The sequence below is a fragment of the Plantactinospora mayteni genome, from assembly GCF_016862935.1.
Classification (GTDB): domain Bacteria; phylum Actinomycetota; class Actinomycetes; order Mycobacteriales; family Micromonosporaceae; genus Plantactinospora; species Plantactinospora mayteni.
In genome coordinates this window covers 25,375-46,837 of sequence record NZ_BONX01000008.1, presented here as the reverse complement: position 1 = coordinate 46,837, position 21,463 = coordinate 25,375, and the positions used below count along the sequence as shown (strand labels likewise).

17 protein-coding genes and 2 pseudogenes are annotated in these 21,463 nt (G+C 71.6%); 9 read left to right on the top strand and 10 right to left on the bottom strand.

What is annotated here, in order from left to right; all coding sequences use genetic code 11:
- Positions 1-3 precede the first annotated feature (3 nt).
- The 3 genes from Pma05_RS07550 to Pma05_RS07540 all read left to right on the top strand — a co-directional run bounded on the left by Pma05_RS07550 (position 4) and on the right by Pma05_RS07540 (position 4,046).
- On the top strand, positions 4-1,095 hold the full coding sequence (locus Pma05_RS07550) for an ABC transporter ATP-binding protein (RefSeq protein WP_203856590.1): 1,092 nt from the start codon (positions 4-6) through the stop codon (positions 1,093-1,095).
- Between the two features lie 138 nt (positions 1,096-1,233).
- Positions 1,234-2,619 (top strand): serine/threonine-protein kinase, encoded by a 1,386-nt coding sequence (locus tag Pma05_RS07545; RefSeq protein ID WP_239311870.1) that lies wholly within the window; start codon positions 1,234-1,236, stop codon positions 2,617-2,619.
- Positions 2,620-2,783: 164 nt separating this feature from the next.
- Positions 2,784-4,046 carry a nucleotide sugar dehydrogenase gene (locus Pma05_RS07540; RefSeq protein ID WP_203856588.1) on the top strand — a complete coding sequence of 421 codons (1,263 nt, stop codon included), beginning with the start codon at positions 2,784-2,786 and terminating at the stop codon, positions 4,044-4,046.
- Between the two features lie 139 nt (positions 4,047-4,185).
- On the opposite strand, the gene Pma05_RS07535 is transcribed toward Pma05_RS07540, so the two are convergent.
- Complete coding sequence (locus Pma05_RS07535) at positions 4,186-5,376, bottom strand: glycosyltransferase (RefSeq protein ID WP_203856587.1); 1,191 nt, start codon at positions 5,374-5,376, stop codon at positions 4,186-4,188.
- A gap of 336 nt (positions 5,377-5,712) precedes the next feature.
- Here Pma05_RS07535 and Pma05_RS07530 point away from each other — a divergent pair, with 336 nt between their 5' ends.
- Positions 5,713-6,816 carry an amidohydrolase family protein gene (locus tag Pma05_RS07530; protein ID WP_239311868.1) on the top strand — a complete coding sequence of 368 codons (1,104 nt, stop codon included), beginning with the start codon at positions 5,713-5,715 and terminating at the stop codon, positions 6,814-6,816.
- A gap of 71 nt (positions 6,817-6,887) precedes the next feature.
- Here Pma05_RS07530 and Pma05_RS07525 read toward each other — a convergent pair whose 3' ends face one another.
- Positions 6,888-7,331: a nitroreductase family deazaflavin-dependent oxidoreductase gene (locus tag Pma05_RS07525; RefSeq protein ID WP_239311866.1), complete on the bottom strand. Its 444-nt coding sequence runs from the start codon at positions 7,329-7,331 to the stop codon at positions 6,888-6,890.
- Between the two features lie 731 nt (positions 7,332-8,062).
- Between Pma05_RS07525 and Pma05_RS07520 the strand changes: the two genes are divergently transcribed.
- Positions 8,063-8,671, top strand: coding sequence for a group II intron maturase-specific domain-containing protein (locus Pma05_RS07520; RefSeq protein ID WP_203856586.1), 609 nt, complete (start codon positions 8,063-8,065; stop codon positions 8,669-8,671).
- Between the two features lie 172 nt (positions 8,672-8,843).
- Complete coding sequence (locus Pma05_RS07515) at positions 8,844-9,317, top strand: group II intron maturase-specific domain-containing protein (RefSeq protein WP_203856585.1); 474 nt, start codon at positions 8,844-8,846, stop codon at positions 9,315-9,317.
- A gap of 356 nt (positions 9,318-9,673) precedes the next feature.
- Here Pma05_RS07515 and Pma05_RS07510 read toward each other — a convergent pair whose 3' ends face one another.
- Together Pma05_RS07510 and Pma05_RS07505 are read right to left on the bottom strand one after the other, a co-directional pair.
- On the bottom strand, positions 9,674-11,374 hold the full coding sequence (locus Pma05_RS07510; protein WP_203856584.1) for a tannase/feruloyl esterase family alpha/beta hydrolase: 1,701 nt from the start codon (positions 11,372-11,374) through the stop codon (positions 9,674-9,676).
- 157 nt (positions 11,375-11,531) lie between these two features.
- Positions 11,532-12,350, bottom strand: coding sequence for an SDR family NAD(P)-dependent oxidoreductase (locus tag Pma05_RS07505; protein ID WP_203856583.1), 819 nt, complete (start codon positions 12,348-12,350; stop codon positions 11,532-11,534).
- 71 nt (positions 12,351-12,421) lie between these two features.
- On the opposite strand from Pma05_RS07505, the gene Pma05_RS07500 reads away from it, so the two are divergent.
- On the top strand, positions 12,422-13,045 hold the full coding sequence (locus Pma05_RS07500; RefSeq protein WP_203856582.1) for a TetR/AcrR family transcriptional regulator: 624 nt from the start codon (positions 12,422-12,424) through the stop codon (positions 13,043-13,045).
- Here the strand turns inward: Pma05_RS07500 and Pma05_RS43925 are convergent.
- A pseudogene (locus Pma05_RS43925) lies at positions 13,038-13,136 on the bottom strand (IS5/IS1182 family transposase); the annotation flags it as partial. The gene Pma05_RS07500 and the pseudogene Pma05_RS43925 overlap by 8 nt on opposite strands.
- 44 nt (positions 13,137-13,180) lie before the next feature.
- Positions 13,181-13,531 (bottom strand): annotated as a pseudogene (locus tag Pma05_RS07495) (SDR family oxidoreductase); the annotation flags it as partial.
- A 150-nt stretch (positions 13,532-13,681) separates the two neighbouring features.
- Here Pma05_RS07495 and soxR point away from each other — a divergent pair.
- Together soxR and Pma05_RS07485 are read left to right on the top strand one after the other, a co-directional pair.
- Positions 13,682-14,122, top strand: a complete 441-nt coding sequence (gene soxR, locus Pma05_RS07490; protein WP_372441439.1) for a redox-sensitive transcriptional activator SoxR — start codon at positions 13,682-13,684, stop codon at positions 14,120-14,122.
- Positions 14,123-14,404: 282 nt separating this feature from the next.
- The gene (locus Pma05_RS07485; RefSeq protein WP_203856579.1) at positions 14,405-14,611 is read left to right on the top strand and encodes a hypothetical protein; all 207 of its coding nucleotides are present in this window, start codon (positions 14,405-14,407) and stop codon (positions 14,609-14,611) included.
- Positions 14,612-14,621: 10 nt separating this feature from the next.
- Here Pma05_RS07485 and Pma05_RS07480 read toward each other — a convergent pair whose 3' ends face one another.
- The 4 genes from Pma05_RS07480 to Pma05_RS07465 are packed head-to-tail and all read right to left on the bottom strand — an operon-like array spanning position 14,622 to position 21,454.
- Positions 14,622-17,903: a glycoside hydrolase family 38 N-terminal domain-containing protein gene (locus Pma05_RS07480; protein ID WP_203856578.1), complete on the bottom strand. Its 3,282-nt coding sequence runs from the start codon at positions 17,901-17,903 to the stop codon at positions 14,622-14,624.
- Positions 17,900-19,093, bottom strand: a complete 1,194-nt coding sequence (locus tag Pma05_RS07475; protein ID WP_203856577.1) for a Gfo/Idh/MocA family protein — start codon at positions 19,091-19,093, stop codon at positions 17,900-17,902. Before Pma05_RS07475 ends, Pma05_RS07480 begins: the two co-directional genes overlap by 4 nt.
- 22 nt (positions 19,094-19,115) lie before the next feature.
- Positions 19,116-20,234, bottom strand: coding sequence for a sugar phosphate isomerase/epimerase family protein (locus tag Pma05_RS07470; RefSeq protein ID WP_203856576.1), 1,119 nt, complete (start codon positions 20,232-20,234; stop codon positions 19,116-19,118).
- Positions 20,225-21,454, bottom strand: coding sequence for a CehA/McbA family metallohydrolase (locus Pma05_RS07465; RefSeq protein WP_203856575.1), 1,230 nt, complete (start codon positions 21,452-21,454; stop codon positions 20,225-20,227). The genes Pma05_RS07470 and Pma05_RS07465 overlap by 10 nt, the downstream gene beginning before the upstream one ends.
- Positions 21,455-21,463: the final 9 nt, after the last annotated feature.

Below are 21,463 nucleotides of genomic sequence, written 5' to 3'. Positions count from 1 at the left end.
GCGTTGGCCGAGATCGTGTTGCGGAACCTGGTGAAGACCTATCCGGGGACCCGTACCCCCGCCACCGACGACATCAGCCTGGAGGTACGCGACGGCGAGTTCCTGGTGCTGGTCGGGCCGAGCGGCTGCGGCAAGACCACGCTGCTCCGGATGATCGCCGGGCTGGAGGCCCCGGACTCCGGCAGCGTGCAGATCGGCGGCCGGGACGTGACGGACCTGCCGGCCCGGCTGCGCGGCCTGTCGATGGTCTTCCAGTCGTACGCCATCTGGCCGCACATGCGGGTACGCCAGAACATCGCGTTCGGGCTGGCCATGCGGAAGACGCCGAAGGCGGAGATCGACCGGCGGGTCGGCGAGGCGGCCGAACTGCTGCACCTCTCCGAATACCTGGACCGCTATCCGGCGCAGCTCTCCGGCGGGCAGCGGCAGCGGGTCGCGGTGGCCCGGGCCATCGTGACCGACGCCGACGTACTGCTGATGGACGAGCCGCTGTCCAACCTGGACGCGCTGCTCCGGATGGAGTTCCGCACCGAACTGAAGCGGATCGTCGGCAAGCTCGGCACCACCACGGTCTACGTGACGCACGACCAGGCCGAGGCGCTCTCCCTCGGCGACCGGGTCGCGGTGCTGCGCGACGGCCGGGTCGCCCAGGTCGGCCCGCCGCTGGAGGTCTACGACAGCCCGGCCGACGAGTTCGTCGGCGGCTTCCTCGGCGCTCCGCCGATGAACTTCCTGCCGGCCCGGGTCGACCGGGCCGACGGCCGGTCCCGGTTGCGGATCGGCGACCAGTCCACCGCCGCCCCGGTGGCGCTGGGCGACTATCCGGGCGACGAGGTGACGGTGGGGGTCCGGGCCGAGAACGTCGAGGTCTTCGACGCCGACGGGCCGGACCGGCTGGCCGCCCGGGTGGAGGTGGTCGAGCCGACCGGTGCGGCGATCCTGCTCACCGTGGAGCTGGCCGGTCGGCAGCTCAAGGTGCAGGCGCCGCCGACGTTCCGGATCGGTCCCGGCAGCCCGGTCTGGCTCGCCGTCGACCCGGACCGGCTGCGCTGCTACCACCCCGCCGACTCGACCGCGATCACCGTCTCCGGCTGAGCCGGGGACCGGCCGGCCCGGGCTGCCGGATCGGTCGCGGTGGTCTCCGGGTACGGTGATCCCGCGCGCCACCGGCCGACGAAACGCTGTCGCCGCCGCGATTGCGTACCCGGCCACGCGGCTGGGTACGGTGTGCACGTGCTGGAATCGGGAGTCCTGCTGGGCGGGCGTTACCGCCTTGACGAGCGCGTCGCCACCGGTGGGATGGGCGACGTGTGGCGCGGTACCGACGTGGTGCTCAAGCGTCGGGTCGCGGTCAAGGTGCTGCTCCCCTCGCTGCTCTCCGACCCCGATTTCATCGCCCGGTTCCGCGCCGAGGCCCGGATGCTGGCCACCCTGCACCACCCGGGCATCGTGCAGGTCTTCGACTACGGCGAGGACGAGCTGCCCTCCGGCCGCACCGACTACCTGGTGATGGAGTACGTCGACGGCGAGCCGCTGTCGGCGCGGATCCGGGACACCGGTCGGCTGAGCGTGGTCGACGCGATGCACGTGGTGGCCCAGGTCGCCCAGGCGCTGCACGCCGCCCACCTGGGCGGGATCGTGCACCGCGACGTCAAGCCGAGCAACCTGCTGGTGCAGGCCAACGGCACCGTCCGGCTGCTCGACTTCGGGGTCGCCCGGTCGGTGAACATCACCAGCATCACCAGCTCGAACGCGGTGCCCGGGACGGCGCTCTACATGGCGCCGGAGCAGGCCGCCGGCAAGCCCGTCTCGGCCGCCACCGACATCTACGCGCTGGGCGCGGTGGCGTACCAGTGCGTGGCCGGGCAACCGCCGTTCACCGGGGAGAACCCGTTGCAGGTCGCGGTGAAGCACCTGCACGAGGACCCGGATCCGCTGCCCGCCGACGTACCCCGGCCGGTGGCCAGGCTGATCGGGCGGGCCCTGGCCAAGGAGCCGGCCGACCGGTACCCGAGCGCGGCGGCGCTGGCCACGGCGGCCCGGGCCGCCGCGAAGCACCCGGAGGTGGTGGCGGCGGACGCGGCGGGCGGGGTCGACGGTGGCGGCATCGCCCCGGCGGACCCGACCGCGGTCACCGGTCTCGGCGTCCGCGCGGGCGCGGCCGACGGGCCGAGCACCCTGACCGACAATCCGGTGGTCGACGGCTCGGGCGGCCGGGACCGGGAGCCCGGCCTCGGCGTCCTCACCCTGGCCGGGGTCGCCGCCGTGGTCGGGCTGGGCGCGGCGGTGGTAACCGTCCTGATCGCCCTCCAGATGGCCGACGACGCTCCGGCGACGAACGCACCGCCGTCCCCGACGCCCAGCAGCACCGCGACGGGGGAGGCGCACATTCCGGAGCAGCCGTCGGCGACGGTGCCGGACGGGTCGGAGGTGAACTCGCCGCGTCCTCGGGACAGCCCTCGGCCGCGTCCCTCCGTCTCGGCGACGCCGAGCCCGACCCCGGATGGCGAGCCGACCGGTGCCCCGACCGAGCCGCCACCGAGCAACCCGCCACCGAGCAACCCGCCACCGAGCAACCCGCCGGGCACTGGCGGGCCGGTCGACCCGGGCGGCGACTGAGCCTGACCGCCGCACGCTGTCGGTAGCCTTCCCACCAGCAGAGCGTGTCGAGCCGTGCCGTCCGAACCAGACCGCCAAATACGTCCCGTTATCCCCGTTTCCACGGTGATCAACGACAAATCGCCCTAGGGTGTGCACCGTCGTCAAGTACGGTGGGAGCCCGGATGAGCAGGGAAAAGTTGGTTGTCGTCGGTCAGGGGTACGTCGGTCTGCCCCTCGCGGTGGCCGCCGTGGAGTCCGGACTGGACGTCGTCGGACTCGACCTCGACACCGACCGGATCAAACGACTCGGCAGCGGGGAGTCCTTTGTCGAGGACATCTCCGACCAGCGGCTCGGTGCGGCGCTGGCCACCGGCCGCTACCTGCCCACCAGTGACTACGCCGACGCCCGGGACTTCGACGTCTGCGTGATCAGCGTGCCGACCCCGCTGCGGGACGGCGTACCGGACCTCAGCTATGTGGAGCAGGCCGGTGCGGCCCTCGCCCCGTACGTCCGGCCGGGCTGCACCGTCATCCTGGAGTCGACGACCTATCCCGGTACCACCGAGGAGCTGCTCCGGCCGCTGCTCGAAAACGGCAGCGGGCTGCGCAGCCCGGACGACTTCCACCTCGGCTACAGCCCGGAGCGGATCGACCCTGGCAACCCGGTCTGGGGGCTGGAGAACACCCCGAAGGTGGTCTCCGGGATGGGCCCGGCGGCGCTGGACCGGGTCGACTCGTTCTACCGCCGGATCGTGCGGCAGACCGTACCGGTCGACTCGACCCGGGTCGCCGAACTCACCAAGCTGATCGAGAACACGTTCCGCCAGGTCAACATCGCGCTCGTCAACGAGCTGGCCACCTTCAGCCACCAGCTCGGCATCGACATCTGGCAGGCCATCGACGCGGCCGCGACCAAGCCGTTCGGGTTCATGTCCTTCCGGCCCGGCCCCGGAATCGGCGGCCACTGCCTGCCGATCGACCCCTGCTACCTCTCCTGGCAGGTGAAACGCCGACTCGGCCGGCAGTTCCGGTTCGTCGAACTGGCCAGCGACATCAACCACGCCATGCCGGAGTACGTGGCGCAGCGGGTGATGGCCGGGCTGAGCAGCCGGGGCCGGCCACTGCGGGGCGCCCGGCTACTGATGATCGGCCTCGCGTACAAGAGGAACACCGGTGACCTGCGGGACTCCCCCGCGATCGACCTGGCCGGTCGGCTGCACGCGCTCGGCGCCCGAGTCAGGGCGGTGGAGCCGTACGCCGATCCCCGGCAGGTGCCGACCGAACTGGCGCTGGTCGAGTTGACCGAGGACGAGGTGCGGGACGCCGACGCGGTGGTGGTGGTCACCGACCACGACGGGCTCGACTACGACATGATCATCAAGACCGCCCGGTACGTCTTCGACAGCCGCGACCGCTGCCGTGGCCCGCTGGTCGAACGCCTGTAGGTCGGTGGGTCGACGCCGGTGGTCGAACGCCTGTAGGTCGTGGGCCGCCGCCGGTGATCGGCGCGGACTGCTGGTGGCCGCCCTCTCCCCGGTACTACCCGGGCGGCGCCCGTGGCTGAGGGCCTGGGACGGCGGTGGGTCAGCGGGCGCGGGCCAGCACGCCGACGGGCTCGGCGTACTCGGTCGGCCAGCAGCCCCGGGCCATCGCGAGCCGGTGGTAGAGGTCCCGGGTGGCGGCCACCAGTCGGGGCGTACCGAACGCCTCCCTGGTCTCGGCCAGCGCCGTCCGGCCCATCCGGTGCCGTAACTCGTCGTCCGCCAGCAGCCGCAGCACCGCCCGGCTCAGCCCGTCGACGTCACGGTGATCGCAGAGCAGTCCGGTCCGGCCGTGCCGGACCACCTCGGCGGTGCCGCCGACGTCGGTGGCCACCACCGGCCGACCGGCGTGTCCGGCCTCGATCAGCGCCAACGGCGTCCCCTCGTGGTCCGAGGTCTGCAACACCAGGTCGGCAGCCGCGTAGACCGTCTCCAGGTCCGGCCGCCAGGGCAGGAAGGTCACCTCCAGCCGGCTGGCCGCGGCCACCCGGACCGTCTCGGCCGACTGGGCACCCTCGCCGCAGACCACGAACCGGACGTCGGCCCGGGTACGCCGGACCGCCCGGGCCACCGCGAGGAACCGGTCCGGCCGTTTGGCCGTACTGAGCGGGCCGAGGTACGCCACCACCGGCCCGGTACCGGGCAGCCCGAGGGTACGCCGCGCGTGGTCCCGCTCGGGCAACGGCGACAGACTCGCTCCCGGCGGCATCACGGTGTACTGGTCGGGACGGCCGATCGAGGCGGCCAGGAGTTCGTCGCGTACCCGGGCACCGACCGCGACCAGGGCGTGGCTGGTCCGGGCCAGCATCCACTCGACACCCGCGACCAGCTGGCCGGGGACGGGCGGCGACCCGGACAGCGGATGGGTGTGGAAGGTGTGCACCCGGATCGGCACCCGGCAGGTGACCGCCGCGACCCGGCCCAGCACGCCGGCCCGCAGGTCGTGGGTGTGCACCAGGTCCGGCTGGAATTGGCGGATCTCCGCGATCAGCGCGGCCAGCGCCCGAAGGTTGTCGACCGGCCGGACCGGACGCCGGAGCGCGGGCAGCACCCGGACCGGTACGTCGGTGGCCCGCAACCGGCGGTAGTCGCCGGTACCCGGCTCGACCGGGCCCGCGTAGAGCCGCTGCTCGAAGCGGTCCGGGTCCAGCCCACGCATCAACGCGCCGACCTGCGGCGCGGCCTCGCCCACAGCCATTCGGGAGATGATCCGCAGCACCCGAAGCGGTCGCATGACCAGACCTTTCGCGCGTCGCGACGCAGCCGACCCGGTGATCGGTCGCGCCGAAATCGACCTCTGATCCCGTTATACACCTATCTGTGTAGATAGGCCGATGATCGGGAAAATTAGGAGGGTCGACCATGAACTATTTTCCACCTCCCCTTGCGGTCCATCGTGGCCGAAGGTGGAAGTCGGGGCTGACGCACCGCGCGGTTCAGGTCGAAAAGGTTCAATGGCCGCGGTCAGGGTCGTCGGTCGGCACTGTGCACTTTGGGTGCACCGGCACGGTGTTGGCGATGCACTTTGGGTGCACCGGCACGGTGTTGGCGATTCGTGCCGGACGGTAGGGTGGCAGCCCATGACAGCGAAACACCGGGCGAGCGCCGGCCGGGCGCGGTGAGCGTACTCCGGGTACGTGGGCGTGCCCTGCCCGACGGCGAGTGGATCGACCTGTACGCCGACGGTGACCGCTGGACCACCGATCCGGTCCGGAACGCGGAACTGGTCGCCGAGGGCTGGTTGCTGCCCGGCCTGGTCGACGCGCACACCCACCCCGGAGCCGAGGCGCCCGGTCAGCCGCTGGACGAGGAACTGCTCCGCGCCGACCTGGGCCGGCACGCCGAACACGGGGTGACGCTGATCCGCGCACCCGGCCTGGCCGCCGAGCCACCGTCCTGGTTCGGCACCGATCCGGACCTACCGCGCGCGGTCCACGCCGGACCGTGGATCGCCCAGCCCGGCCAGTTCTTCGCCGACTGGGGCCGACGGGCCTCCCACGCCGACCTGCCGGAGGTCGCCGCGGCCCAGGCTGCCCGGACCGGCTGGGCAAAGGTGATCGCCGACTGGCTGCCGGGCGACGACCCGCTGCCGGTGGAGGTACTCCGGGCGGTGGTCACCGCGGTGCACGCCGTCGGAGGCCGGGTCGCCGTACACAGCCAGCACGCGGCGGGTGGTGCGGCAGCGGTGGCCGCCGGAGTCGACTCGGTCGAGCACGGCATGCACCTGGACCCGGCCCTGCTGCACCGGATGGCGGAGCAGGGCACGGCGCTGACGCCGACGCTGTCGATCATCACCGGCACGCTGGACCGGCTGCGCGACGCCGCCGACAGCCCGCGCCGGCGCTGGTCCCTGAGCGGTGCCACCGCACACGCACCGCTGGTCGCCGCCGCCGCTGAGGCCGGGGTGACGCTGCTGGCCGGTACCGACTCCCGGCCGCACGGGCGGGTCGCCGACGAGGTGCGCGCGCTGGTGGCCGCCGGCGTACGCCCGCACGTCGCGCTCGGTGCCGCGTCCTGGACCGCCCGGGCCTACCTCGGCCTGCCGGGGCTCGTTCCGGGCGCTCCCGCCGACGTCGTCGTCTATCCCGACGACCCCCGCGACGACCTCGACCGACTGGACCGTCCCGGCGCGGTGGTGCTGCGGGGCCGACTGGTCCGGCCGGCGGCCGGATAGTCCCACCACACCGGTCCGCCGCCCCCGGCCGAGTCCTCCCCGGAGCGGGACGGCGGCGGTCCAGCGGCGGTTCAGCGGCGTTCCAGCAGCACCACCGGGATCTGCCGAGGTGCCTGCTCGGCGTACGTGCGGTACATCGGGAAGATGCCCGCCATCAGCTCCCAGAGCCGGGACCGTTCGGCAGGGTCGACGACCCGGGCCCGGGCGGTGAACCGGTCGGCCCGGACCTGCACCCGCACCTCGGGGTCGGCCACCAGGTTGAGAAACCAGCCCGGGTTCTGCGCGGCAGCGCCGTTCGAGGCCACCAGGACGTACCGGTCGGCGTCCCGACCGTAGATCAGTGCCGTCCTGCGCAGTGCGCCGGACTTCCGTCCCCGGGTCGTGAGCAGCAGGGTCGGGAAGCCGTTGTAGTCGTGTCCCTCTGCCCCGTCGGTCTCCAGGTAGCGCTGGATATGCGCCGAGACCCAGCCGGTGGGGCTGTCCCGGACCTCGCCCCGTTCGTTACCAATCGTCACCCTCCCGAGCTTGTCATCGCTGGTCACATCTTGGCGTTGATGTGCGCAAACGCCATCCTGCGTTGATCGCCGCTTGTCACTGGTAGTCAACTCTGAGGAAGGGTTTTCGGGGGGTAAGCGGGGGCAGTCTAGTGTGCCCTCAGCGAACGAATCCTGATGCCTGTTGGTGCCCTGGGCCGTTCAACATCGGGTGATATTGCCCCGGTATGGCGACGCCGACGCGCTGCTGGGCTTAGCGCTGGAGGTCGGCCCCAGAGGCCGATGGCAGGGTCCCGGCCGGCCCCCAGTAGGACACCGGCGACATCCGGTCGCATTGGTGGTCGGCCCCGGAAGGCCGACGACAGCGGGCTGACGTGGCAGGCACCGTCAATCAGGAGGATCTGCTCGCGCACCCGGAGACACCCGCCGGTGACATCGAGGTCGGCGCCGCATAGCGCGGCCACCTCCCGCGGCGCAGCCCGTGCACGACGACCAGCCACCACAGCGGGAACAGCGGGTCGCCCTGGACGCTCTCGATGAACCTCGCGACGTGGCAGACTTCCCAGACGGCGACAGGCGGCGCTGCCCGGTCTCCCGCCATACTGCCTCCCGTTCCGGGTCCCACAGCACAGCCGTCTTGCGGGCCGCCGCTGAGTAGGCGAATCCGCCCTATCGGGGCGATCAGGCCCTGCCGGTGTGCCTCGTTCAATGCGCTGCGCAGCACAGACCAGATCCGGTGCACGGTGCCCGCCTTGATCAGCCGCCTGCGGCGGGAGACCCGGTGGGCGCAGATCTGGTCCAGTACCCGCTGCGCGGTGCGCCCGTCCAGATCAGCGAGCCGGACCGAGCCAAGATGGGGTCTGGAGTTGCATCCGGGCAAGACGCGCATCGTCTACTGCAAGGACGCCGACCGGCGTGGCGATCATGAGGCCACGTCGTTCACGTTCCTGGGGTACACGTTTCGTCCGCGGCTGGCCAGGAACAGGTGGGGCAAGCACTTCGTGAACTTCCTGCCCGCGGTCAGCAAGGACGCGATCAAGGCGATGGGTCGGGAGATCCGTTCATGGCATATCGCCCGGCGCAGTGACAAGTCCCTCAAGGATCTGGCACTGATGTTCAACAGCATCGTGCAGGGACGGATCAACTATTACGGGCGCTTCTACAAGTTCATGTTGTATCCCCTCCTTAGGCGCATCAATGATCATCTGGTGCGCTGGGCCATGCGTAAGTACAAACGGCTACGCCGACGCGAGAAACGAGCGGGTGAGCTACTGGCGGAGGCGTCCAGACGTTCTCCCCGGCTGTTCGCACACTGGCGCGTTGGTCTCAAACCTGGCGGTTGGACGATGGGAGCCGTGTAAGCCGAGAGGTTTAAGCACGGTTCTGTGAGCGGCGGGCGGGGGGTGCGATTCCCCCCGCCGACTCTCCCCGTGGTGCACTGCGCCAGCGAACGCCAGGCCCGCTTGGTGCGGCAGCGATCGAGGACAGGATGGTCGAGGTCGGGCTGCGCTGCACCCGGACAAGACCAGGATCGTGTACTGCAAGGACACCAACAGGCGAGGCGCCTATCCGGACACCTCGTTCACGTTCCTCGGGTACACGTTCCGTCCTCGCGGGCCAAAGATCGCCACGGGGCGCGCGTTTACCGCGTTCCTCCCGGCGATCAGCACGGACGCTCTCAAGCGACTCAGCCGCACCGTCCGACGCTGGCGGATCCACCGCCGGTTGGACCTGAGCTGGGCCGAACTCGCCGAGATGATCAACCCCGTCGTGCGCGGGTGGATGAGCTATTACGGACGATTCTACCGCTCCGAGCTCTGCACACTCCTGGCGCGCATCAACTCCTACCTGGTGCGCTGGATCCGCAAGAAGTATCGACGGCTACGACCACGCCGCAAGGCGCGAATCGTGTGGGAACGCCTCATCACGCAGCACCCACGCTACTTCGCGCACTGGGCCTGGGCACGTAACCCTCTGATGACGGCCAGGGTGGCAAGAGCGGAGTGACGGGAGACTGTCACGCTCCATTCCCTGGGAGCCCGGAGGTGAGATCCCTCCGGGCGACCCGACCCTGCCCTCCGGCACCGACACATCCTGGGCGAACCACCCGGCAGCCTGATGCCGCACCGCCTCACGCTTCGCCCGCCCCCGCGCGGACAACCCGCCTCCATCGGGATACCTCATCCCATCGATCTACCCCAGCCCAAGGCCATCACACAGACCACATCGGACGAACCTGGCTATTCAAGATCTGTAGTACTGCAACGGCAGTGTCAGGGGTAGGGGTGGCTTGAATTCGCCCGTCGAGGGTTGAACACCCGCCGGTCCTCGCCACCGAGGCTTGGCGGCCTGGGCTCAGGATTTCATCTCTCGGCGCAGGTGAATGAAGTCGCGGTATTGATGTCACCGGAGTCGTTGTACCTGGGCCAGCTGGGGAACATGCACAGGGGCCTGGTCCGCCCGGGAACCCCGGCATCGTCGGTCGCGACGAGATTGTTTGCCGGATCAATTCCCTTCTCCACCCAGCTCTCGATTGCCGACAGCTGATCCCACTCCGGCTGGAAGGCGGACGAGGGCCCGTGCTGGGCACCCGGGATCTCGTAATAGCGTACAAACGAATCCACCTGCGCCGGCCCCATGGCGGCCTGTATGCGCGAGTAATAACGCACGCTCGACCTAGCCGCAGGCTCGGCGCTACCTGTCCAGATCAGGAGCTTTCCCCCTCTGCTCCTAAACGCGGTGAGGTCGGTGATGTTGGAGAAGAGCGCCGAGTGGGCCTCGATGCCAGAGGCAATTCCACCTCCGCTCGTTATATCCATTGCCAACGTATTGAAGTTCAGATCTCTCGCGATCATGTGTCGAAATACGCCGTCGGCTTGCGCGAAGCTCGAGGGCATTTGCGCCGTCGGCGGGAAAGCGGGTGGGGCCGAGCCGTAGACGCCAACGTCAGTCAGCAGTTCCTTGTGGACAGCATCGGGCACACCGCCGCCATGGTCGGCGATATAGATCGGGTAGCCGAGGATGCTCGTTTCGCCCGCGCCGACCGTGTACGACAGGGACTTGGGGTCGTTCATTCTTTTCAACGCCGCGAGTTGCGAATCAGACAGGCAGGTGCCGTCTGTGTCCTTTCCCTTCGGGCATCTCACGGTGGACGGGTCGAACCGAGCCTCGCAGGCGCGAACGTTGCCGATAATGCCGTCCTTCGCGCCGTCGAGGAAGTCACACACCTTTATCACCTGGGTATAGAGCGTGTGCCGCTCCGCCTCGTTCAGCCACGCCCCTGGCGCGGCCACCGCCTGGGCCGCGTTGAGCATGTTGAGAGCCACTTCGGTGACGTTCCAACCAGCCGCGCCGGCGACTACGCCGTCCCAGTCTGCGGGCCAGCGTTGAGCAACGGCCAACGCCTCGCCGCCCCCTTTCGAATATCCGATGAAGTAGGACTCTGCGGGCGCACGGCCGTAGCGGGAGACGATCAGTTCCACGGCCACGTCACGCGTCTTCTTCAGTGCGTCGCCGGCATAGTTCTTGAGGGCCTCGAGATTGGACCCGAAGGCGGCAGGCGGCTGCCCCTCGTTGATTTGATGCCCCGAGTCGCTCGAAAAGACCGCATATCCGCGGCCGAGCGGAAGTGGCATCTTCTGGGATCCCCAGAGGTTGGATGCATTCGTTACCGGCGGGATGAACCCATTTAGGCCTGCGCCGCCGAGCATCACAGCCTTGCCGTTCCATGCCCTCGGAAGTGCCACCTGGAACTTGATGTTCGGTGCTGCGGGATCAACCGGCCTGATATCCCCCGAGACCAGACAATGGGCGCCGTAAGCTTGGTTGCCTGTGCCGCCTGCACCCGCAGCGACCGCCGAAGACACGATGGCACCGCCGGTGGGAATGCCGATAGCGCCGGTGGCAATCGTCTTGCCGTTCAGCACGGAGCATTTCTGAGTTGCTGCCGCATCTGTCTCATTGCCAGAGGCACCAATCCCGCTGGCCGCGAGGGCGGGCACGGTGAGGGCGAGCGCTGCGGCGAAGGCGATGGACCACCTTTTGCGCCTGGTGGAAGTCTGCATACTTCTCCTTGTTCACCATGAATGGCTTGCAGGTGGGCATTTCGCCGTGGCGGCGGGCGGTGGCGTGGGTCGCCGGGCCGACAGCTTCTCGGCCAATGGCTTCGCGGTCGGGGGCGCGAGCGGCGGCCCCGACCGGCCCGGTCGCGCGAGGACCGGTTCACCGTCCGGCGGTCGTCCGGTTCATCATCCCGCCGATCAACTCGGTCATGCGTCGGCGACCGACGAGCCGACCCACGACCGCAGCGGCCTTGTTGGATCGGCCGGCGATGACGCTCGGCGGCGGATTGCGGCGGTCCAGCCCGGCCAGCGCCGCAGCGACGACCGCCTCGGCGGACATCCGCCGGGTCCCGCCGTCGGCGCTCTCCCCGGCGATGTCGAAGAACTCGGTCTGCGTCGCCCCCGGCGACAGCGCGAGCACGCGCAGACCAGTGCCACGCGACTCGTACCACAGGGCTTCGGTGAAGCTGAGCACGAATGCTTTGCAGGCGCCGTAGACCGCCATGGTCGGGCTCGCCTGATACGCGGCCATGCTCGCGACGTTGATGAGGAAGCCGTTCCCGCGCTGCCGTAGCCGAGGCATGAAGGCATGGCTGATCTCCACCACACCGGTGACGTCGAGCGCGATCTCCGACATCAGACGAGGCAGTTCCTGCTCGTGGAAGAGGCCGTGATTGGCGAACCCGGCATTGTTAACGATGCCGGTCACCTCGACCTGACGGGCGTCGAGTTCGCCCTGCAGTATCCGGCCCACGCCAGGCTGCGTCAGGTTCATCGGCAGCGTCGACACAGCGACGCCGAACGCACCGTTCAACTCCGCAGCGAGCGCGTCGAGTCGTCCGGCGCGTCGGGCGACGAGGACGAGGTCGCTGCCGCGCCGTGCGAGTTGACGGGCGAACTCCGCCCCGATTCCGGCGCTCGCGCCCGTGACCAGGACCGTTTGTCGGGAGTAATCCACCCGCTGCGGTGAAGTTGTCATGGCGCCATCATATGCCTAGCTGACACCCAGTGCCAGCAGGCGCCTGAGCGTCGAGGTCATATGATGATGCCATGCAGGCGGCGGACGACGCGCGACCCGGGCTGTGGGCGAGGTCCCGGCAACGGGCGTACGACGAGATCACCGAAGTCGCGATGGATCTATTCCTGGCCAACGGCTTCGCGCAGACCACCATCGACGAGATCGTCGCCGTTGCCGGGATCTCCCGCCGGTCCTTCTTCCGCTACTTCGGCACGAAGGAGGATGTCGTCCTCGATCACTTCATCGCCGACGGGGCCGTGCTCCGGGCCGCACTGGAGCGCCGACCCGACGGCGAGGACATCTGGGCGGCCCTCCGCGGTGCGGTGTTCTCGCTGGCAGGAGAGGTGCCCGACGAGGAACGGCTGCTGGCGGTCTCCCGAATGATGTACGAGACGCCGTCGCTGCGGGCGCGCAGCATGGAGAAGCACCTCCACTGGTACGACCACCTGGCTCCGGAGGTGGAACGCCGCCTGGGCGCCGGCGCAGGCGGCAAGCTACGCGCCAGGGCGATCGTGGGTTGCGTCGTGACTTGCCTAGACCTGGCCGGCGAGGCATGGCTCCAAGACGGCGCCGCCGCGCCACTCGAGACCTACTTCGACGCGGCCCTAAACGCCATCCGCCGCCCACTCCCAACCCGGCCCTCGCCCCCAGGATGATGTTGTGGAGGTGGGCGATACCGGAAGCGGTGTCGGTCAATGTGTGGGCGGCGCGGCGGTAGTCGCGCAGGATCTTGAAGCACTGGTGGCGAAGCCGCCGGCGCGCAGGAAGGTCCAGGTCGCCCCGGACGCCTCGATCAGCCGCTCGACCTCGCCCCAGAACCCGTTCAGGGCAGGGTCCTGGTCGTCCCGGACGTTCATCGCGGAGAGATAGACGACGTGTACGCCAGGCCCGGCGACGGCGGCCACCGCCGCCGGGGCCAGCTCGGCGGTGAAGAAGGGCCAGAGCAGGAACACCCCGTCGACCCCGGTGGCGGCGCCGGCCAGGGCACCCGGGTCGGTGAGGTCGCCACGGACCAGGGTCACGCCGTCCGGCAGGTCGGCCCGGTCCGGATCCCGGACCAGCGCCCGGACGTCGGCACCGGCCGCCAGCAGTCCGGTGACCACGTGCCGGCCCACGTGACCGGTCGCGCCGATGACCAGCATTGTGCGCTTTTCATCCATTTCAGTTCCCCTCGTGCCGACAAGCCCAGCAGGTGCTGCCGGGCCCGGGGTCCCGGTGCGGGACCGCCGACACCTCAAGGCTCGGACTTAAACAAAGGTTCAAGTCAAGCTAGCCTCGGCGGAGTGACGACAATTTCCTGGCAGGCGGAGGAGCTGACGATCGGCGAGCTGGCCGAGCGCAGCGGCGTACCGGCGTCGGCGCTGCGGTTCTACGAGCGACAGGGGCTGATCGGCAGCCGTCGTACCTCGGGGAATCAGCGACGTTACCACCGCAGTACGCTGCGTAAGGTCGCCTTCGTCCGGGCGTCGCAGAGCGTCGGCATTCCGCTGTCTGTCATCCGCGAGGTGCTCGGCTTCCTGCCCGAGAACGTCGCGCCCACCCGGGAGTTCTGGCTCCGCGCGTCGGAGTGCTGGAGTGCCGAACTGAACGACCGGATAGCCCGGCTGGAGCGGATGCGCGACCTGTTCACCGAGTGCGTCGGCTGCGGCTGCCTCTCCTTCGAGCAGTGCGGGCTGGTCAACCCACAGGACGTACTCGGCGAACAGGGTTCGGGACCGCGCCGGTTGCAGTGAGCGGTCGCCGCCGCTACCCGCCGAGCTGAGCGCGCTCCGCCCGGCCGTACCCCGGCCGACGACCGGCCGGGCCGCTGGTCCCGGGCCCGGTCCAGCACGTTATGGCCCAGTCCAGCACCTCACGGCCCGGTGCGGCGGGCAGGGCGCTGTGTCGTGGGCGGCGGCGTTTGCGCGTGATCGGGCGATGGGTATCAGGTCGGCAACACTCCCGGCGGGCCGGGCGGTTCGACCGCCGGGCACCGCGCCGGGTCGATCCGCATTCCACCCCCCGAGGAGGCTCTCATGCGTTACGGATCGATAGGCGGCGTCATCGTACTGCTGTGGTTGATCATCGGCGGCATCGCGGCCGGGCAGCGCGGATACTTCGACCGGAGCAACGACAACTGCGCCGAGATCGGCACCACCGTCGTGACGGTGATCGCCGGGCCGCTCAACTACGTCGGACTGAACCCCGAGATCGAGTGTGACGTGCCCGAGCCCTCGCGGTGACCTCGGCCCGTCAGGACGGACCGACAGTCCCCTCGGCGACGCCCGAGGCGTCGTCCGGGTCCTCGGCGGCGATATCCAGCTGCACGGTGGCGATCTCCCAGGCCCGCAGCGGCAGCCGTACCGACCCGTCCAGGTCCACCGGCAGCACCGCGCCGGGCCGACCCAGCAGGTCGGCCCGGCGCGCGGCGCGGATCGGCCGGCCCGACCCGACGGTGGCCGTCGTGTCGGCCGGATGTTCCGCCACCACCCGCAGCTCGACCCTCCCGTCCCGGTCCCGCACGCTGCTCAGCACCACCCCGGTCCCGGTCACCGAGAGGCCGGTCCGGCCCGGCGGGACCAGACCGCCGGCCGGTCCAGTGCCGGCGAAGGTCAGGAACCCGTGCCGGTACGCCTCCGCCGCCGGCGGCACCTCCGCAGAATGCCACTCCCCTCGGAACGGCAACAGGGCGAACTCGGCCGTCCGCTCTCCCCGGCACTGGGCCGATGGCGTCGGCACCTGCGGCCCGGCCGGCTCGTCCCGCATCGGGTTCCGGTTCCGGGAGAGCATCCCGATCGACCGCAGCAGGGTCAGGGCCAGTTCCCGACCGCCGTCGACCACCTCGTATTCGCTCGGCTGGGTGAGCAGCACCGCCAGTGACCCGTCGGCACCGCCGGCCGCCACGAAACCGGCCGCCGGATAGGTCGGCAGCGGTACCTCGCCAGAACCGCCCTCGCTGGTCAACCCGCGTGTGACGACCGCGAACTGGCCCTGCGCGTGTGACACGTCGGCCCGGGACGGCAGCGGCAGGTGTGCGCGTACCCGATGGTCCTCCGACCGGTTGTCGAAGCCCACCGTCACCCGGACGAACGGCTCACCCGCCCGCAGTTCCAGCCGGGTCGACACGGTCACCGACTCGGTACGCACCGACCGCGTCCCCGCCGCCACGTCCGCGTCCACCGGCCACCGATAGGTACGCAGCACGTCCAGCACCGCTGTCACCGGGCCCTCGTGCAGGATCGCGGTCCGCACCGACTGCGGCTTGTCGACCAGCGCGTCCGTTGCCGGCGGCGCGTAGTTGTAGCTGTCTCCGACGTCTCCGCCGTCGACGATCCGGCCGAGCCCGTCGACCCGCAGCCCGTCGGGCGTGCCCAGTCCCACCGTCCCGTCGTCGGCCACCTCCACCCGGAGCAGCCCGTTGTCAAGCGTCCGGCCCCGCGCAGCCGCCGGTCGCAGCCGCATCGGTCCACCGGTCGGGTCGGACCGGGTCACGCCGCCGGCCGGGCCACCACCCGCCGAGCCGTCCCCTGCCAGCTCGGCGTCGGGTACCGCCCCGCCTTCCAGGAGCGTGGTGCCCTCCACCGGTACCGGCCGGACACTGGTCCAGCCGAGCGCGGGCACCTCGACCAGCGCGGCGACCGTTGCCCGGGGTTCGGCGATGATCCGTACCCGCCAGCGCCGGCCCGTCCCGCCCGACCGGCCGCGCCATCCGTCGCCCGGCCCGGCACCCGAAGCGCGCCCGCGCCGCCCGTCGCCGGCCCCGCCGACATCGGCGACATCGGCGACATCGGCGAGCGAGGCGGTTCCGGTCGCCGCGTCGACAGCCCGAGCGGCACCGCCCGGAACCGCTGCGGCCTCGACACCGCCCGCGACCCCAGCAATGTCGGCACCGACCGTGACCCCGGCAGCCTCGACACCGCCCGGGACGCCGGTGATGTCCGCGCCGTCCGGGGCCGCTGGGGCGGCGGTGTCGTCCGAGCCGGCTGTCACCTCGGCCAGCGCCGCCCGCACCTCGGCGACGTCGAACGCCTGGTCACCGTGGCGGGCGACCTGGAAGGTGAGCGTGCCGGGCTGGCCGGGCCGGCCGTCGGGACCGGCCGGGCGGGGCGGCGAGACCGACCACCGGGTGACCTCCTGCCCGTACAGCTCGACGCCGTGCAGCCGGGCCAGCACGACGGGCAGGTCGGCCTCGTCGTACCAGTCGTCGGCGAGCAGAGTGGGGGCGAGCGCGAGCCGCTGGGTGGTGACCGTCCGACCGGTACTCGTGCGCAGGGCGACCGGGGCTGCGGGGGCGGGCAGGGCGACGTCCAGCCGGACCAGGGCGATCCGGGGACAGGGCGTCGGGTTGAAGACCGCGTAGTCGTCCCGAGGGGTGCCGGCGGCGTACCTCGCGCCGACCAGGTCGTGTACCGCCCGGCCGAGCTGTTCCGCCTCGGCGATCCGGGTGGCCACCTGCTCGGCCGTTTCGTCACAGCCGCAGCCGGTCACCGAGTCGTGGCAGCTCGCCTCGATCAGCCGGATCCAGGCCATGTCGAGGAAGCGCTGTGCCGACCCGTCGTACCAGAGGGTACGCAGCGGTTCGGCGTACCGCTCGACGCAGCGTTCGGCCCGGCCCATCGCCTGCTTCAGGTGCGCCCGTACCGAGTAGACCCCGGGCAGGATGTTCGCCCGGGCGTGTGAGCGGAGTTCGCCGGGTACCTCGGGCAGGCCGGTGACCCCGGTCGGCTGGTCGGCGAAGTAGTCGGTCAGGGTGCCGAGGCGCAGTCGCAGGCCGGTCTGCTCCGCCGCCTCGGCCAGCAGGTCGGGCGTGGCGGCGGCCGGTGCACCGTGGTCGGCGCCGTACATCGCCAGCATCGGGGCCGTCGGGTCGGCGTCGTCCGGGCGCCAGGCGGCGAGCCGCTGGGCCAGCTCGGTGGCGCGGCGGGCCACCAGGGCCGGGTTGTCGACCAGGCCGGCGGCGTTGCCGTACCCGCCGTGCAGGTATTCGGTCCGGATCGCGGTACCGTCCGGGGCCACCCAGGCAAAGGCGGAGCTGCGTACCCGGTCCGGCACACCCCGCCAGACGCAGGCGTGCGCCAGCCCGGCACCGGCGAGGATCTGCGGCATCTGGGCGACGTGCCCGAACATGTCCGGCAGGTAGCCGACCGGCATCGCCGCACCGAACCCGGCCGCCCGGCGCAACCCCAGCTCCAGGTTCCGGACGATGTTCTCGCCCGAGCAGAGGAACTCGTCCAGCAGGATCTGCCACGGGCCGACGGCGAGCCGGCCGTCCGCGACCAGGGCGGCGACCTGGTCCCGCCGCTCGGGGCGTACCTCCAGATAGTCGTCGACCGCGGCGAGCTGGCCGTCCAGGGTGAACCGCTGGCGCGGATCGCGCTCCATCCGCTCGAACACCTCGTCGAGGAGCGCGACCAGGCGGAGCCGGAAACGCTGGAACGGCTCGTACCACTCCCGGTCCCAGTGGGTGTGCGGCACCACCACGATGCTGGCCCGCCCGTCCGGGGCGGTGTCTCCGCGTTCGTCGGTCGTCGTCATCCGGTCGCCGCCTCTCCGCCCACCGCCGCTCCGGTCAGTTGCCCGAACCGGCGGACCACCTGCTGACTGCTCACGATGTCGGCCGTGCCGCCGGCCAGCCCGGTCCGGGCCGGGGTACCCCCGGTGACCATGGCGTGGAAGGCAACCAGTTCCCGCTCGAACGCCGAGACCGTGCCCTGGTGGACGCAGCGGCGCTCGGTACCGTCGTCCCCGTCCCGCACGGTCAGCGTGGCCGGCAGGTCCAGCCGGTACGGCGTCGGGAAGACCAGCTCGAACGAGCCCCGGGCGTGGTGCAGGGTGACGGTCTCCCGGTAGCCGGGATAGTCCGGCAGGTACAGCCAGCGGATGCCGTACCGGCCACCCGCCGGCAGTTCGCCGCCGACCTCGACCGAGGGCTCCTGCCCGGGCGCCGGCGCGGCCGGCCAGAGCGCGACGTGCTCCACCGTGGACGGTGGACCGGTCAGCATCCGGAGCAGGGACAGGTCGTGCGAGACACTGTTGATCATGATCTGGTAGAGCGCCCGGACCGTCGGGTCCGCCCCGACCGCCCCGGTCAGCAGCTCGTCGGTGCGCTCGCGCAGCGCCCGGACCCGCTCCGCGTCCGCGTCGGTCGGTGCCGGTGCCAGCCGGTGGGCGGCGAGCTGCGACTCGCCGCTCGGATGCAGCACCGTCACCTCGACCGCGTGCACCGCTCCGGCGCCACCGATCCGGTCGAGCCGGCGGGCGAGTTCGGCCACCGCCGGGTCGTACTGCTTCATGTAGCCGACCATCAGGCGGTCGTCCCCGGCCAACAGCGGGGCCAGCTCGGCGGCCTCGGCCCGGGTGTAGGCGAGCGGCTTCTCGCAGAACACCGGGACGTCCCGGCGCAGCGCCGCCGCCGCGAGGTCGCCGTGCGAGCCCGAGGTGAGCAGCAGCACCGCGTCGAGACCGGCGACGTCGAGCAGTTCCGCGCCGTCGACCAGTCGGCACTCCTCGGGTACGCCGTACCGCCCGCCCAGTTCGTGGCCGCGCCCTGGGGAGAGGTCGGCGACGGCGACCAGCTCGAAGAGGTCGCGTCGGCGCTCCAGCAGCGGCAGGTGCACCGTCTGGGCGATCACACCCAGTCCGGCGACCGCCACCCGGAGCCGCTCACCCCCGTGCCCGCCAGCACTGCGCCCGCTCATGCCGTCGTACCCGCTGCGCTCGCTCATGTCGGCGCTCCGCCGCGCCCGGTCATCGGGACAGGCCCAGGCGGTGCAGGTACGCCCGGTTGGCGCGCTGCTCGGCCAGCATCGTGGCGACGTCGGAGCGGCCGGCCGGGGCGTCCTGCTCCACCACCAGCCAACCGGTGTAGTCGATGTCGCGCAGCGCCGCCAGTACCCCGGCGATGTCCACCCCGCCGGCACCCAGCCGGCAGAACCCGCCGGCCGCCACCACCTCGGTCAGCCCGCCGCCGGCCGAGCGGACCCGGTGGTGCGCGGTCAGGTCGGCGTCCTTGACGTGCACCTGGCGGATCCGGGCACCCCAGCGGCGTACCGCCGCGACCGGGTCGCCGCCGGCCAGCCAGAGGTGTCCGGTGTCCAGGCAGACCGAGACGTCGGTCAGCTCCAGCAGCCGGTCCGCCTCGTCCGCCGTCTCCACGTCGGTGCCGAGGTGGTAGTGGAACACCGGTTCGAGGCCGCGCTCCCGGCACCGGTCCGCCGCCCGCTGCACCCGACCGGCGAAGCCCGGCCACGCCCGCCCCGGCAGGGCCAGCCCGGGATCGTGCGGCACACCCGGCCGGGCCATCCGGGCCGGGTCGGCCGAGCAGGCCAGGGTGGGCCGGGGCGCGAACCGGGGGTCGTCGACCGGGGCGGCGCAGAAGACGTCCAGCGCGGTGTCCAGGTTGGGCAGGTCGGCGGCGAACCCGTCGGGGTCGGCGAACCGCAGGTCCACCCAGCCGCCGGCCAGGCCGAACCCGACCTGGTCCAGCCGGCGCCCGAGCCGGTCGCCGGTGCCGAGATAGCCGAGTGGGCCGCTGTCGATGCCCCGGTAGCCGGCCTCGGCCAGCCCGTCGAGCAGTTCGTCGGGGCCGAGCGGCGCCGCGTCCGGGGCGTAGATGCCGAAGCTGACCGGCGCGTTCGCCACCCGCACCGCCCCGGCGGGGTCACCTCCTGGGCGCCGCCGAGGCTGTCCGGGTCTCCGCTGTAGCTCCGGGCCGCCACCCGAGGACACCGCCTCGGCCGGGGTACTCGGGTCGGCACCGCGCCGCAGCACCCCCGCCGCCGCGCTCCGGCCCGGGTCACCGGGCACCATCCCGGGGTCCCGGTCCGGGTCGGCGCCGTTCTCCCGATCGTCCGCCGTCACGCGCACAGCGCGATCACCTCCGTCCGGTACGACTCCAGCAGGTGCGGCCCGTCCGCCGCCGGCAGCAGTACCCGGTCGCCCCGGATCACCTGTCGTGCCCCGTCCGGCCGGACCAGAACGGTCCCGTCGGCGTCCAGGGCGAGCAGTTCGTCCCCGAGCCGGAGCAGCAGCGGCGCGCCCGGCCCGGCCGACACGGCGGTACGCCCCGCCGCCAGCCCGGCCAGTACCGCGCCGGTCGCCTCACCGGTCGTACCGTCCGCCGGTTCGGCAAGTACCCAGGTGGTGGGGGTACCCGGTGGCGGGTCCCCGGGCCGGTGGAAGTCACTGCCCCCCACCGCTACGACATCCGGTCGCCACGCCTGTGCCCAGGCCAGCGGTGCTCCCCAGGTCCGGTCCCACCAGCCGGAGTGCCAGACCTCGGCCAGCCGGGGCCGGGTCCGCAGCGGCTGCCGCCAGGCGCAGTCGACGGCGAGTGGATGATTGATCGAGATCAGCCCACCGTCCCGCTCCGCCGCCGCCACCCACTCGTCGGCGGGTGCCCGGAAGTCGATCCAGCCGGTCGGGCCGAAGACGTTGGCGTGTCCGCGATCGGTGGTCACCTCCTGCCCGGGCAGCAGCGTGACGCCGTACCGGGCACTCGCGGCGGGCAGCTCGGCGTGATGGCTCACCGTGTTGTGGTCGGTGACCGCGAGGAAGGCCAGGCCCTGGCCGGCGGCGAGGGCGGCGAGTTCCGGCACGGTGCTGCTGCCGTCACTGTGCACGGTGTGCGTGTGCAGGTCACCGGCGAGCCAGCGCAGCCCGTCGACGGCCGGTACGGGGCGACCGGGTCGACGCTCGGGCGGGGCCGGGTCGGAGGGCGGGGCCGGCGGCGCCGGTCGGGTGGGCGTACTGGTGGCGGTCAGCGTGAAGTCCAGCCCGTCCGGCGGGATCCGGTGCAGCCGGAGCAGTACCTGCCACTCGCCGGGTTCCAGCTCGCCGGGCAGGTAACCGGGGGTCGCCCAGTCGACGGCGACGGTGAACCCGTCCCGGGAACCGCCGGACCAGCCCCGGAAGCCGGCCGGGCCCTCGCAGCCGAGATCCAGCACTCCGGGGTCGCGCGGATAGTCGAGCCGTACGCTCAGCGCGGCGGTGCCCGGCGGCACCACCACCGGCAGCGGCCGGAGCACCGCCGCCGCCCGGTCGTCGAGGGTCCACCGCCCCCGGTGCGTCGTCACCCGGTCCCGCACTGCCGCACC